Annotated in this window: 11 protein-coding genes; 4 read left to right on the top strand and 7 right to left on the bottom strand. The window is 73.7% G+C overall.

Annotation, left to right across the window (positions count from 1 at the left end):
• Window positions 1–7: 7 nt before the first annotated feature.
• Window positions 8–1402, bottom strand: coding sequence for a histidine--tRNA ligase (hisS, locus tag ACFC2L_RS07055; protein ID WP_375823566.1), 1395 nt, complete (start codon window positions 1400–1402; stop codon window positions 8–10).
• A 73-nt stretch (window positions 1403–1475) separates the two neighbouring features.
• Window positions 1476–2228: an MBL fold metallo-hydrolase gene (locus ACFC2L_RS07050; protein WP_375823565.1), complete on the bottom strand. Its 753-nt coding sequence runs from the start codon at window positions 2226–2228 to the stop codon at window positions 1476–1478.
• A gap of 304 nt (window positions 2229–2532) precedes the next feature.
• Here ACFC2L_RS07050 and ACFC2L_RS07045 point away from each other — a divergent pair, with 304 nt between their 5' ends.
• The 4 genes from ACFC2L_RS07045 (at window position 2533) to ligD (ending at window position 6797) form a co-directional block, all read left to right on the top strand.
• Window positions 2533–3285, top strand: a complete 753-nt coding sequence (locus ACFC2L_RS07045; protein WP_375823564.1) for a peptidylprolyl isomerase — start codon at window positions 2533–2535, stop codon at window positions 3283–3285.
• Entirely contained in the window at window positions 3282–4988 is a 1707-nt protein-coding gene (locus ACFC2L_RS07040; RefSeq protein ID WP_375823563.1) for a DUF349 domain-containing protein, read from the top strand. The genes ACFC2L_RS07045 and ACFC2L_RS07040 overlap by 4 nt, the downstream gene beginning before the upstream one ends.
• Before the next feature lie 101 nt (window positions 4989–5089).
• Window positions 5090–5710 carry a hypothetical protein gene (locus ACFC2L_RS07035; protein ID WP_375823562.1) on the top strand — a complete coding sequence of 207 codons (621 nt, stop codon included), beginning with the start codon at window positions 5090–5092 and terminating at the stop codon, window positions 5708–5710.
• A gap of 10 nt (window positions 5711–5720) precedes the next feature.
• Window positions 5721–6797 carry a non-homologous end-joining DNA ligase gene (gene ligD / locus ACFC2L_RS07030; protein WP_375823561.1) on the top strand — a complete coding sequence of 359 codons (1077 nt, stop codon included), beginning with the start codon at window positions 5721–5723 and terminating at the stop codon, window positions 6795–6797.
• Between the two features lie 19 nt (window positions 6798–6816).
• Here the strand turns inward: ligD and ACFC2L_RS07025 are convergent, their stop codons facing one another.
• The 5 genes from ACFC2L_RS07025 to secD all read right to left on the bottom strand — a co-directional run bounded on the left by ACFC2L_RS07025 (window position 6817) and on the right by secD (window position 14151).
• Window positions 6817–7923, bottom strand: coding sequence for an ATP-dependent DNA ligase (locus tag ACFC2L_RS07025; RefSeq protein ID WP_375823560.1), 1107 nt, complete (start codon window positions 7921–7923; stop codon window positions 6817–6819).
• A gap of 93 nt (window positions 7924–8016) precedes the next feature.
• Window positions 8017–10362 carry a RelA/SpoT family protein gene (locus tag ACFC2L_RS07020; protein ID WP_375823559.1) on the bottom strand — a complete coding sequence of 782 codons (2346 nt, stop codon included), beginning with the start codon at window positions 10360–10362 and terminating at the stop codon, window positions 8017–8019.
• A 74-nt stretch (window positions 10363–10436) separates the two neighbouring features.
• Window positions 10437–11042 (bottom strand): adenine phosphoribosyltransferase, encoded by a 606-nt coding sequence (locus ACFC2L_RS07015; protein WP_375823558.1) that lies wholly within the window; start codon window positions 11040–11042, stop codon window positions 10437–10439.
• Window positions 11039–12154, bottom strand: coding sequence for a protein translocase subunit SecF (gene secF, locus ACFC2L_RS07010; RefSeq protein ID WP_375823557.1), 1116 nt, complete (start codon window positions 12152–12154; stop codon window positions 11039–11041). The genes ACFC2L_RS07015 and secF overlap by 4 nt, the downstream gene beginning before the upstream one ends.
• Complete coding sequence (gene secD, locus ACFC2L_RS07005) at window positions 12154–14151, bottom strand: protein translocase subunit SecD (RefSeq protein ID WP_375823556.1); 1998 nt, start codon at window positions 14149–14151, stop codon at window positions 12154–12156. Before secD ends, secF begins: the two co-directional genes overlap by 1 nt.
• Between the last annotated feature and the right edge of the window lie 18 nt (window positions 14152–14169).

Genomic DNA, 14169 nt, shown 5'->3' with positions numbered 1-14169 from the left:
CGGTCCGTCAGGCGCCCGCCGGCACCACCCGCGGGTGCAGGTCCTCGGCGGGCGGCGCCCACGTCGCGGCATCGGCGTCCACCTGCTCGCCCGAGCGGATGTCCTTCACCTGGTCGGGCGAGCGCGTCCCGTCATCCTCGACGCGCCCCGGGAACCAGACGAACGGGATCCCGCGCCGGTCGGCGTAGCGGATCTGCTTGCCGAACTTGGCGGCGGCGGGCGCGACCTCGACTGGGACGCCCCGCGACCGCAGGGCGGTCGCGACCGCGTCGGACGCACCGCGCGTCTCCTCGCTCGTCACCGCGACGACGACGGCGCTCGGCACGGAGCGCGTCGCCCGGACCAGGCCCGCCGAGAGCAGGCGCGAGACGAGGCGGGACACGCCGATCGACAGGCCGACCCCGGGGTAGGTGTTCGCGCCGTCGGACGCGAGCGTGTCGTACCGGCCGCCCGAGCAGATCGACCCGAGCTGCTCGTGCCCGACGAGCACGGTCTCGTAGACCGAGCCCGTGTAGTAGTCGAGCCCGCGCGCGATCTTCAGGTCCGCGACGACGACGCCGGGTGCGCGCACGCTCGCCGCCTCGACCAGCGCGCCGAGCTCACCGAGACCCGTCTCGAGCAGGTCGCTCTCCACGCCGTGCTCGGCCGCGAGCGCCCGCACGCGGTCGACGACGCCCGTGTCGCTCCCGCTGATCGCCGCGAGCGCGAGGCACGCCTCGGCCTGCTCCGGGGTGGTGCCCGCCTCGGCGACGAGGAGCCCGGCGACCTTCTCCGGCCCGATCTTGTCGAGCTTGTCGATCTGGCGCAGGACCTCGTCCACGGCGTCGATCCCGAGACCGCGGTAGAAGCCCTCGGCGACCCGGCGGTTGTTGACCAGGACGCGGACCTCGGGCACCCCGATGTCGCGCAGCGCGCCGAGCGCCTCCGCCATGACGAGCGGCAGCTCGACCTCGTAGTGGTACGGCAGCTCGCCCGCGCCGACGACGTCGATGTCCGCCTGCGTGAACTCGCGGAACCGCCCGTCCTGGGGGCGCTCGCCGCGCCACACCTTCTGGATCTGGTAGCGCTTGAACGGGAAGGCGAGGTGCCCGGCGTTCTCCAGCACGTAGCGCGCGAAGGGGACCGTGAGGTCGAAGTGCAGGCCGAGCTGCTTGTCGCCCTTGTCCCGGCGGGTGTCGTCGGCGTCGCCGGCCTCCTCCTGCAGGCGCCGCAGGACGTAGACCTCCTTGGACGTCTCGCCCTTGCGCAGGAGCTGGTCGAGCGGCTCGACCGCGCGCGTCTCGATCCCGCCGAACCCGTGCAGCTCGAACACGCGGCGCAGGGTGTCGAGGACGTGCTGCTCGACGATCCGACCGTCGGGGAGCCATTCGGGGAAACCGGAGAGGGGTGTGGGCCTGGCCATGGGTCAGATCTTCCCAGACGCCGGCACGGTCGTCCGCATCGTCCCGGCCGACGGACGGGCCGGCCCGCGCACGTCAGGCCGCGAGGAACGGGTTGGTCGCGAGCTCGCGCGCGACCGTGGTCGCGGGCCCGTGGCCCGGCAGCACGTCCCACGCGGGGTCGAGGCGCCCGACGACGTCGCGCAGCGTGCGGGCCATCGTCGCGCCGTCCCCGCCGGGCAGGTCCGTGCGGCCGACCGAGCCCGCGAAGAGCACGTCGCCGCTGAGCACGATCCCCGCCGCGGGCTCGCCCCCGAGGTAGAGGGTCGACCCTTCGGTGTGCCCCGGGGCCCCGACGGCGCGCAGCACGAGGTCCCCCCAGCGCAGCACCCGCTCCTCGCCCGCCGCGACGTCGAACGTCTCCACGCGGGTCGGCTCGCGGTAGTCCTCCGGCCGGGCTCCGGCCGCGGCGAGGGCCGCGCCGAGCGGACCGGAGACGAGCGAGCGCGCGCCCCGGTCGCCGGTGGGCGAGCCGTGCTCGAGGCTGCCGAACGGGTCGGCGAGCCGGTAGGCGTCGGCCGCGTGCAGGACGACGGGCACGTCGAACCGGTCCGCGAGCGCCGCGGCGTCCCACGTGTGGTCCACGTGCCCGTGCGTCGCGAGCACGGCGCGCGGGACGAGCCCTGCGGACCCGACGAAGGCGACGACGGCGTCCGCCACTCCCGCGCCGGCGTCGACCACGACGCAGTCGCCGCCCGGGGCGCTCAGCACCGTGCAGTTCGTCCCGAAGACGGGCGCGACGACGACGCGCACCGTCACGGCGGGCTCGCCGGAGCCGTCGCCGGACACTGTCTTGGACGGAGTGTCGGACGGAGTGTCGGACGGAGTGTCGGACGGAGTGTCGGACGGGGGCGTCGGCGGGATGTCGCGGGGTCGGTCCACGGGGCCGAGGGTAGCCCGCGACGCCTCGTGAGGTCTCCGGTGACAGGGTCGCACCGAGGCGAGGGCCGGAGCGGTCGATACCGGACCGTGACCTGCACGCGGCAAATCCACCCGCCACCAGGGCGCTCGGTGCCTAGACTGTCCCCTACCGACCGCGGCCGCACCGGGGTCGACCGTGCGCGCCACGACGGCGCCGGACGAAGGAGCTGGGGTGTCGACGAAGAGTCGCGAGCGCGAGCAGGCGCGCCGTCGTGAGGAGAAGTGGGACCAGCACGTCGCCCAGCTCCGCGCGAAGCGCCAGCGGACCTGGTCGATCGTCGGCGTCGTCGCGGCGCTCGTCGTGATCGGCGTCGCGGTGTGGTGGGCGCTGTCCGCCGCCCAGACGCCCGGCACCGACGCCGGCGGCGACGGGACCGCTCCGTCCGCCTCCGGCGAGCACACGCTGCCCCCCGCCTCTGCCGCCGAGGGGCGCGACTGGACCTCGACGCTCACCACGAGCGCGGGCGACCTCACGCTCACGCTGGACGGCGCGGCCGCGCCGCAGGCGGTCGCGAGCTTCGTGTCCCTCGCCGAGTCCGGGTACTTCGACGGCACGTCGTGCCACCGCCTCACAACGTCGGGCATCTACGTCCTCCAGTGCGGCGACCCGACCGGCACGGGGACCGGCGACCCCGGCTACTCGTTCGGCCCCATCGAGAACGCCCCGTCCGACGACGTGTACCCCGCAGGGACCGTCGCCATGGCACGCCAGGGCGGGAACGCCGAGTCGATGGGCTCCCAGTTCTTCCTCGTCTACGAGGACTCGACCATCCCGTCCGACGCGGCGGGTGGTTACACGGTGTTCGGCACCATCACGTCCGGCCTGGACGTCGTCCAGGCAGTCGCTGACGCGGGGACGCAGGACGGATCCGGCGACGGGTCCCCCGCCACCCCGGTCACCATCGAAGGAGTTGAGACCCAGTGAGCGATCCCGCCCAGGACCAGGCGAGCGCACCGGCACCGGAGCCCGCGGAGGCGAGCGAGACCGGACGGGTCGACGCGACAGACGTGGAGACGACGGACGAGCCCGTTGCCGACGCCGAGCCCGCGGACGAGCCGGCCGACGAGCCCACCGCCGGGGACGAGCCCACCGACGCGTCGACCACCGACGCGCAGGATGCCGAAACCCCCGCAGCCGAGGACCCGGCGCCCGCCGGCAGCGACGCTGCTGGCGAGGCCGAGACGGCGCCAGCGGCGGCTGCCCCGGCTGCGGCGAAGCCCGCCGCTCCGCGACCGGGCCCGCGTCCCAAGCCCTCCGCCGTGCCCCGCCCTCCGCGCACGCCGTCCCCCGCTGCCGCCGGTGCCCCGGCCGCGCCGGTGGCAGCGCCCGAGGTGCCCGCGGTCCCGGCGCTCGCCGACGACTCCGCAGCGGCGAAGGCCGCGGCGGAGTTCGGCCGGGTCGACGAGGACGGCACCGTCTACGTCCGTGAGAGCGCCGGCGAGCGTTCGGTGGGTCAGTTCCCCGGCGTCGACACCGACGAGGCGCTCGCGCTGTACGTGCGGCGCTACCTCGACCTCCAGGCGAAGGTCGCGCTCTTCGAGGCGCGCCTGACGAGCACCGACCTGTCGGTCAAGGAGATCGACCAGACGATCGCCCGCCTGACGGAGGAGACCGCCGAGCCGTCCGCGGTCGGCGACCTCGACGGCCTGCGTGCCCAGGTCGAGGCGCTGCGCGGTGCGGCGGCCGAGCGTCGCGGCCAGCTCGAGGCGGAGCGCGCCGCGGCCAAGGCGGCCGCCCTCGAGGCCCGGACCGAGATCATCGAGGCCGCCGAGAAGATCGCGGCGACCGACCCGAGCCGCATGCAGTGGCGGCCCGCCGGCGAGGAGCTGCGCGGCCTGCTCGACCGCTGGAAGGAGGCGCAGCGCTCCGGCCCGCGCATCGACCGGGCGAGCGAGGAGGCGCTCTGGAAGCGGTTCAGCCACGCGCGGACCGCGTTCGACCGTGAGCGCCGGCACTACTTCGCCGAGCTCGAGCAGCGCAACGCCTCTGCCAAGGCGGCCAAGGAGAAGCTCGTCGCCGAGGCCGAGGCCCTGTCCTCCAGCACCGACTGGGGCCCCACGGCGGGTGCGTACCGCGACCTCATGGCGCGGTGGAAGGCCGCGGGTCGCGCGAGCCGCAAGGACGACGACGCGCTGTGGGCCCGGTTCCGTGCGGCGCAGGACACGTTCTTCCAGGCCCGCGACGCGGTGAACTCCGCGACCGACGCGGAGTACGCCGCCAACCTCGAGGTCAAGGAGGCGCTGCTGACCGAGGCGGAGAAGCTCGTCCCGGTCAAGGACCTCGGGGCGGCGAAGGCCGCGCTGCGCGACCTCCAGGAGCGGTGGGAGGAGGCCGGCCGCGTGCCCCGCGGCGACCTGCAGCGCGTCGAGGGTCGCCTGCGCGCCGTCGAGAACGCCGTCCGCGACGCCGAGCAGGCCCAGTGGACGCGGACCAACCCCGAGACGCGGGCGCGCGCCGAGGGCGCCGCGGCGCAGCTGGAGGCCGCGATCGAGGGGCTCGAGGCGGACCTCGCGGCGGCGCAGGGCCGCGGCGACGCGCGCGCGGTCAAGGACCTCGAGACCGCGCTGACCGCGCGCCGCGCCTGGCTCGAGCAGGTCGTACGGGCGGCGGAGGACTCGCGCGGCTGACGCACCGTCCTCCTGCTGCTCGGTCCGGAGGGGCCGGCACTCGTCCACAGGCGAGCGCCGGCCCCTTCCGCGTGCCCGGGCCGATGGTGCACGGTGTACGCATGCCTCCCGCCCCTCGCACCGCCGCACCCGCTGCGACCCTGGCGCGCCTCCTCGCGCCCCGCACCACGGACGTGGGGCTCCTGGTCGTGCCGGCCGACGTCGGGGGGCGCGCGGCCTTCCAGGACCTCGTGCGGTCCGGCGCGCTCCGCCGCCTCTGGGGCGACGTCGGCGCGCCTGCGCGGGTACCGGACACGCCGACCCTCCGCGCGCTCGCCGTCCGCGACCTCGTCCCGCAGGGGACGGTTCTCGCCGGGAGCGCCGCGGCCTGGGTGCTCTGCGGCTCTCCCGCGCCGCGCACGCTCGACGTCGTGTACCCGCCCGGTCGCCACCGTCCCGCGCCGCTCGCGGGACGCGCACCGCGCCAGTCCCACGTGCTGCGCGACGACCGCACCCTGGTCGCGGGCGTCCTGGTGACGTCCGTCGTGCGGACCGCCCTGGACGTCGCCACGCGCTGCGAGCCCGCCGAGGCGCTCACGACCCTGCGCCGGCTGCGCGACGTGTGCGGGCTGGAGCCCCGCGTCGCGACCCGGTCGCTCGAGCTGCGGCACCGGTGGTCCGGACGGCCGCAGGCACGACGCACCCTCGCTCTCCTGCTCGCCGGGGAGGACGACCCGGTCTAGGTTGGTCGGCATGGCCGCAGCCACGACCCCTCCCGTCGAGCTCGACGTCCGCGGCCGGACCGTGCGCGTCACGAGCCCGGACCGCGTCGTCTTCCCCGCCCGCGGGGTGACCAAGCTCGACGTCGTGCAGTACTTCCTCAGCGTCGGGGACGGGATCCTCGGCGCCCTGGTCGACCGCCCGACGACGCTCGAACGCTGGCCCAAGGGCGTGTTCGAGGGGGCGCGGATGAGCACCCGCACCGACAACACCGGCGACGCGTTCTACCAGAAGCGCGTCCCCAAGGGCGCGCCGGACTACGTGCGCACCGCCCGGATCGCCTTCCCGAGCGGGCGGACCGCCGACGAGGTGTGCCCGACCGAGCTCGCCGTCGTCGCCTGGGCCGCCAACCTCGGGACGCTGACCTTCCACCCGTGGCCCGTCCGCGGCGAGGACGTCGAGGCCGTGGACCAGCTGCGCATCGACCTCGACCCCCAGCCCGGGACCGACTTCGACGACGCCGTGCGCGTCGCGCCGCACCTGCGCGAGCTGCTCGACGAGCTGGGCCTGCCCGGGTACCCGAAGACGTCCGGCGGTCGCGGCATCCACGTCTTCGTGCCCGTCGCGCCCGAGTGGGACTTCGTCGCCGCGCGCCGCGCGACGATCGCGATCGGGCGCGAGCTCGAGCGCCGTCTCCCGGACCAGGTCACCACGAAGTGGTGGAAGGAGGAGCGCGGCGCCAAGATCTTCGTCGACTACAACCAGATGGCGCGCGACCGCACCATCGCCTCGGCGTACTCGATCCGGTCCAACCAGCGCGCGACCGTCTCCGCGCCGCTGCGCTGGGAGGAGCTCGGCGACGTCCACCCCGACGACTTCGACGTGCTGACCGTGCCCGCGCGGTTCGCCGAGGTCGGCGACCTGTTCGCGCCGCTGCGCGCCGACCGGGACGACCCCGGAGCCTCGCTCGAGGCCGCGCTCGAGCTGTCCCGTCGCGACGAGGCCGAGCACGGGCTCGGCGACCTCCCCTACCCCCCGGAGTACCCGAAGATGCCGGGCGAGCCCAAGCGGGTGCAGCCGAGCAAGGACCGCGACCGACCGCGCGAGTGACCCGTCGGCGCGGTCGACGCTAGGACACCCCGGGCGCGCCCGGGAGGATGCCCGTCAGGTCGTAGCGCACCGGCTCCTCGAGCTGGTCGTACGTGCACGACGCCGGGTCGCGGTCGTCGCGCCAGCGCCGGAACTGGGCCGTGTGCCGGAACCGCGTGCCCTCCATGTGGTCGTACGCGACCTCGAGGACGCGCTCGACCCGCAGCGGCGTGAACGACAGGTCCTTGCCGGAGCTCCACCGCGACACCGCGCCCGGCATCCGCTCGCCCGCGGGGTTCTCCCAGCCGGACCAGGGGTGCGCGTCCGCCTCCGGCGTGCCCGGCTCGACGACGAGCGGCGCGAGCTCGGCGACGAGCGCCGCCCGGCGCGCCGCCGGGAACGACGCGGCGACGCCGACGAACTGGAGCTGGCCGCCGTCGTCGTACAGCCCGAGCAGCAGCGACCCGAGCAGCGGCTTCGCGGGGGTCGAGGTCTTGTGCAGCCGGTACCCGGCGAGCACGACGTCCGCCTCGCGCCCGTGCTTGATCTTGAGCATCGCGCGCTTGTTCGGCTGGTACGTCCCGTCGAGCGGCTTCGCGACGACGCCGTCCAGCCCCGCCCCCTCGAACGTGTCGAACCAGTCGCGCGCGACCGCGACGTCGCGGGTCCGGGGGGTGGCGTGCACGTCCGGGCCGTCGAGGCCGAGCGAGTCCAGCACCTCGTGGCGGCGCGCGAGCGGCTCGCCCGTGAGGTCGTCGTCGCCGAGCGCGAGGACGTCGAACACGACGAGCGCGGCGGGCGTCTGCTCGGCGAGGAGGCGGACCCGCGAGGCCGCGGGGTGGATGCGCTGCTGCAGCACCTCGAACTCGAGGCGACCGCCGCGGGCGACGACGATCTCGCCGTCGACCACGCAGCGGGGCGGGAGCGCCGCGCGCACCGCCTCGACGACCTCCGGGAAGTAGCGCTCCATCGGTCGCGCGTTGCGGCTGTCGAGCCGCACCTCGTCGCCGTCGCGGTACACGATCGCGCGGAACCCGTCCCACTTCGGCTCGTACACGTACCCGCCCTCGACGGCGTCGGGCTCGGGCACCGCCGGCACGGACTTCGCGAGCATGGGCAGCACGGGAGGCATCACGGGCAGGTCCATGTGCCGATGCTGCCACCGGGCGCGGCGCGCGGCACGACGACGCGTCCGGGCGCTGCTCCGGGAGCCCGCCCCCGCGGGGACGGACCGCGCCGGTCAGGCCGGGAGCTGCGTCGCCTCGGCGGCCTTCGTCCCGGTGATGCGGTAGACGTCGAACACGCCGTCGACCTTGCGGACCGCGTTGAGCACCTGCGCGAGGTGCGCCGGCTCCGCCATCTCGAAGACGAAGCGCGACATCGCGACACGGTCGTTCGAGGTCGACACGGTGGCCGAGAGGATGTTCACGTGGTTGTCGGACAGCACGCGCGTGACGTCGGACAGCAGGCGCGCCCGGTCGAGGGCCTCGACCTGGATCTGCACGAGGAACATCGCGTTGCTGCCCGTGGTCCACGAGACGTCGACGATGCGCTCGGGCTGGTTGCGCAGCCCGACGACGTTGCCGCAGTCCGCGCGGTGGACGCTCACGCCCTGGCCGCGCGTGATGAAGCCGATGATCTCGTCGCCGGGGACGGGGGTGCAGCACTTGGCGAGCTTGACCCAGATGTCGTCGACGCCCTTGACCATGACGCCGGGGTCGCCCGTGCGCACGCGGCGCGCGGTGTGCCCGGGGCGCGCGGTCTCCGCGACGTCCTCGACCGTGCCCTCCTCGCCGCCCATCGCCTGGACCAGCTTGGAGACGACGTTCGCCGCCGACACCTGCCCCTCACCGATCGCGGCGTACAGCGCCGTGACGTCGGCGAAGCGGAGCTCGTTGGCGAGCGCGACGAGCGACTCGTGCGACAGCAGGCGCTGGATCGGCAGGTTCTGCTTGCGCATCGCCTTGGCGATCGCGTCCTTGCCGTGCTCGACGGCCTCCTCGCGACGCTCCTTGGAGAACCACTGCCGGATCTTGTTGCGCGCGCGGGGGCTCTTGACGAACGCGAGCCAGTCCCGGCTCGGGCCCGCGTTCTCGGACTTCGAGGTGAGGACGTCGACCGAGTCGCCGTTCTCGAGCGTCGAGTCGAGCGGCACGAGGCGGCCGTTCACGCGCGCACCCATGGTCCGGTGCCCGACCTCGGTGTGCACCGCGTACGCGAAGTCGACCGGGGTCGAGCCGGCGGGCAGCGCCATGACGTCGCCCTTGGGCGTGAAGACGTAGACCTCGGCGCCGCCGATCTCGAACCGCAGCGAGTCGAGGAACTCCGCGGGGTCCGCCGTCTCGCGCTGCCAGTCGACGAGCTGGCGCAGCCACCGCATGTCGTTCGCCGCGGTGTCGTCCTTCGCGGTCTTCCCGCCCGACTTCGCGGTCTCCTTGTACTTCCAGTGCGCCGCGACGCCGTACTCCGCGCGCCGGTGCATCTCGTGCGTGCGGATCTGGATCTCGACCGGCTTGCCGCCGGGGCCGATGACCGTCGTGTGCAGCGACTGGTACATGTTGAACTTCGGCATCGCGATGTAGTCCTTGAACCGCCCGGGCACGGGGTTCCACCGCGCGTGCAGCGCGCCGAGCGCCGCGTAGCAGTCCCGGACGCTGTCCACGAGGACGCGCGCACCGACGAGGTCGTAGATCTCCGCGAAGTCGTGCCCGCGCACGATCATCTTCTGGTAGATCGAGTAGTAGTGCTTGGGCCGGCCGGTGACGGTCGCCTTGATCTTCGCGCTGCGCAGGTCCGCCGTGACCTGCTCGCGCACGACCGCGAGGTACTCCTCGCGCGCCGGGGCCCGCTCCGCCACGAGGTGCACGATCTCGTCGTAGACCTTCGGGTACAGGGCCTGGAAGGACAGGTCCTCGAGCTCCCACTTGATCGTGTTCATGCCGAGGCGGTGCGCCAGCGGCGCGTAGATCTCGAGCGTCTCGCGCGCCTTGCGGCCCGCCGACGACGACGAGACGTACTTCCAGGTGCGCGCGTTGTGCAGACGGTCGGCGAGCTTGATGACGAGCACGCGGATGTCGCGCGCCATGGCGACGACCATCTTGCGCACCGTCTCCGCCTGCGCGGCGTCCCCGTACGTGACCTTGTCGAGCTTGGTCACGCCGTCGACGAGCATGGCGATCTCCTCGCCGTACTCCTCGGTGAGCTGCGCGAGGGAGTAGTCGGTGTCCTCCACCGTGTCGTGCAGCAGCGCGGCGGCGAGGGTCGACCCGTCGAAGCCGAGCTCGGCCAGGATCGTCGCGACGGCGACCGGGTGCGTGATGTACGGGTCGCCGCTCTTGCGCAGCTGCCCCCGGTGCGCGCGCTCCGCGGTCTCGTAGGCGCGCTCGATGACCGTGAGGTCGGTCCGCGGATGGTTGGTGCGGACGGCCTGGAGCACGGGCTCGAGCGCGGGGCTGCCCGCGTTGGGTCGGGCACCGAAGCGGACGAGGCGCGACCGCACCCCGCGCCCGCCGGAACCGCCCGCGCCGGGAGCGGGCTGGGCGCCCGCCTTCTCCGGGGCGCGCGACGTCCGGGTGTTCTCGCTCATGCGCGCCTCCTTCCGCAGGTCGGCGATCGCCGACACCGTGTCGACGACCAGCCGAGACGACCGGAGTGGCAATCCTACGACTCGACGTGGACGAGCGTGGTCACGTCGCGGCCCGCGAGCCGCTCCCGACCACCCAGTCCCTCGAGCTCCAGGAGGAACGCGAGGCCGACGACGACGCCTCCCCCGCGCTCGACGAGCTCGGCGCCCGCGGCCGCCGTGCCCCCGGTCGCGAGCACGTCGTCCACCACCAGAACACGCGCACCGGGCGGCAGTGTTCCCGACCGGAGCTCGATCGTCGCGGTGCCGTACTCGAGGTCGTAGGTCACGGCGTCCGTGGGCGGCGGCAGCTTGCCGGCCTTGCGCAGCGGCACGAAGCCGACGCCCAGGTGCGTCGCGAGCGGGGCTCCGACCAGGAAGCCCCGCGCCTCCATGCCCGCGACGAGGTCGATGCCGCCCGCCGCGCGGGCCACGTCCCCGAGCGCCTCGACGACGTGGCCGAAGGCCTCCCCGTCGGCGAGGAGCCCGGTGATGTCGCGGAACGTGATGCCGGGCCCGGGATAGTCGGGCACGGCGCGGACGAGCTCGAGCACGCGGGAGGCGCGCTGCGCGCCGAGACCGGCGAGGCCGACGGCCCGCAGGCCGTCGACCTCGCCGGTCGGCGTGTGGTGCAGGTCCGTCATCGGGGACGACGGCGACGCGGCTGCGCCTTGTTGCCCAGGTGCTCGCCCGGCTGGAGCTGACGGTGACCCGACACGCCCGCCGCGGCGAGCACGGCGTCGTCGTCCGACTCCTCGCCCGCGTCCGCGAGCCGCTCGGCACGCAGGGCCTCGACCTTGCGCGTGTGCGCGGCGATCGCCGGCTCCCGGGTGCGGAGCCAGACCTCGAGCGGCGTCGCGAGGAAGATCGACGACGCGGTGCCGACGGCGATACCGACGAAGAGCGAGAGCGAGATGTCCCGCAGCGTCCCCGCGCCGAGGGCGAAGGCACCGATGAAGAGGATGCCCGCGACCGGGAGCAGCGCGACGACTCCGGTGTTGATCGACCGGACGAGCGTCTGGTTCACACCGAGGTTGGCCCGCTCGGCGTAGGTGCTGCGGGTCTGGTCGAGGATGCCCGCCGTGTTCTCGCGGACCTTGTCGAACACCACGACCTTGTCGTACAGCGAGTAGCCCAGGATCGTGAGGAACCCGATGATCGTCGACGGCGTGACCTCCCACCCCACCGCGGCGTAGACGCCCGCGGAGATGAGCAGGTCGGCGAGCAGCGCGATGATCGCGGCGAGCGACATGCGCCAGGCGCGGAAGTAGATCGCCATGAAGACCGCGACCAGGCCGATGAACACGACGACGCCCCACAGCGCGCGCGACGACACGTCGGCGCCCCAGGTTGGGCCGACGAACGCGCTCGCGACCTCGTTCACGTCGACGCCGTACGCGTCCGCCAGCGCCTGGCGCACCGCGTTGACCTGGTCCTCGTCGGCGAGCTCGGCGGTCTGGACGCGCAGGGCGCTCTCGCCGACGCTCGACACACGAGGCTCGGCGTCGGGCGCGACCGAGTGCACGGCGTCGACGGCCGGCTCCTGCGACTTGTCCGTGATGCTCGTGACCGTGAACTCGGAGCCGCCGCGGAAGTCGAGACCCAGGTTGAGTCCCTGAACGGCGATCACGATGACGGAGAGCAGGCTGAGGACGCCCACGACGATGAACCAGCGCTTGCGCTGCTGGACGATCGGGTAGGACTTGCGCCCCGTGTAGAGGTCGTTGCCCCACTGCGCGAAGCTACGGGCGGCCATCAGCGGTTCTCCTCGTTCTCACCGTCGATGGCGGAGGGCGCGGCGTCCGCCGGCCCGTCCGTGCCACCGGGTGCCGGTTCCTGTGCGGCGGCGGCGCGACGCTCCGCCGCGCGGCGCTCGGCGATCGTCAGTCGTCGCCCGTCCTCGGTGCGCGCCGGCGTCCGCGGCGCGGACCCGGCGAGGACGAGCTCGTCCTCGCCCTTCGCACCGGCGGGCCCGGTCGCGGCCACGGGGGCGTCGCGGCGGTCGGCGGGCTGCCCCGGCCCGACCACCTTGCCGGCGCCGACGTAGCGCGGGCCGCGCGTCTGGAGCCGGTCCGGCGAGAGGCCCGACCACTTGTGCCCGTCCCGGAAGAACGGGACGCGTGCGACGAGCTCCATCACCGGGTGCGTGAACCAGAAGACCACGGCGACGTCGATGATCGTCGTGAGACCGAGCGTGACGGCGAAGCCCTGGACGCCACCCACCGCGAGGAAGTAGAGCACGACCGCGGAGATGAGGTTGACGGCCTTTGCGGCGAGGATCGTGCGGCGTGCACGCGCCCAGCCCTTGGACACCGCCTGCTGGAGGGTGCGCCCGTCGCGCAGCTCGTCGCGGATGCGTTCGAAGTACACGATGAACGAGTCCGCTGTGAAGCCGATCGCGACGATGAGGCCGGCGACGCCCGCCAGGGAGAGGCGGTAGCCGATCCCCCACGACATGAGCGCGATGGTCAGGTAGGTGACCACGCCCGCCACGATGAGCGACGCGATGGTGAGGAACCCGAGCATCCGGTACTGGAAGAGCGAGTAGATGAACACCAGCACCAGACCGATGACGCCGGCGATGAGGCCCTTCTGGAGCTGCTCGCTCCCGAGCGTCGCCGAGATCTGCTCCTGGCTCTGCACCTCGAACGTCAGCGGGAGAGCGCCGAAGTTGAGCTGGTTGGCGAGCGTCGCGGCCGAGTCGCGCGTGAAGCTGCCGGAGATCTCGGCCTTGCCGTCGGGGATGACGACCTGCGAGACCGGCGCGGAGATGACGAGCCCGTCGAGCACCATCGCGAACTGGTTCTGCGGGGCCGGCAGCGACGTGAGGCGCGTGGTGACGTCGCGGAACTCCTTGGTGCCCTCGGAGTCGAACTCGAGGTTGACGACCCACTCGTTCGTGACGACGCCGTTCTGCCCGACGCGCAGGCCGGAGCTCGCGTTCGAGATGTCGGTGCCCTCGATCTCGACCGGACCGAGGATGTACTTGGCCGAGCCTTCGTCGGCGCACGAGACGAACGCCGAGTCGGTCGGCCCGCTGTCGCCGCCGACCTGGTTCTCCGGCAGGGTGCAGTCGAGCGCGTCGAACTCCGCCTGCAGCTCCGGCGTGATCTGCGCCAGGTCGCTGGGGTTCTCCGGGCGCGTCGCCTCCGCGTCGGTCGCGTCGTCGGCGGGGGCGTCCGTCGCCGCGTCCGCCGCGGGGTCCGTGGCCTCGTCAGCAGCGGGGTCCGTCGCCTCGTCGGTCGCGGGGTCCGCGGACTCGGCCGCGGGATCCGCACTCTCCTCCGTCGCGGCCTCGTCACCCGTCGCGTCCTCGGCGGGCGTCGCCGTCGGCATGCCCACGGCGAGGACCGGTCGGAACCGCATCTGGGCCGAGGTGCTGACGAGGTCGATCGTCTCCTGGGACGGCTGGCCCGGGATGCCGACGACGATCTTGTCGCGCCCCTGGCTCGTGATCTCCGTCTCGGAGACGCCCTGCGCGTCGATGCGCTGGCGGATGACGTTGATCGCCTGGCTGATCGTCTCGGGCGTGACTGCGGACGCGTCCTCCGTCACGGGCTGCAGGACGATCTGCGTCCCGCCCTCGAGGTCGAGCGCGAGCGCAGGGGCGAAGGAGGCGCCGCCCGGGTTGTCCGCCGAACGGCCGTCCGTCTTGGTCCCTGCGAAGAGCACGCCGAAAAGGACGACGCTCAGGAGCAGGAACAGGACGATCGTCCGGACGGGCCGGGAACGGCGCGTGCTGGAGTTGGCCAACTGTCTGTCTCTTCTCGT

It is taken from the genome of Cellulosimicrobium sp. NPDC055967 (assembly GCF_042269845.1).
In the GTDB taxonomy this organism is placed as follows: Bacteria; Actinomycetota; Actinomycetes; order Actinomycetales; family Cellulomonadaceae; genus Cellulosimicrobium.
The sequence above is the reverse complement of the archived record's forward strand: the minus strand, read 5'-3'. Positions and strand labels throughout refer to the sequence as shown.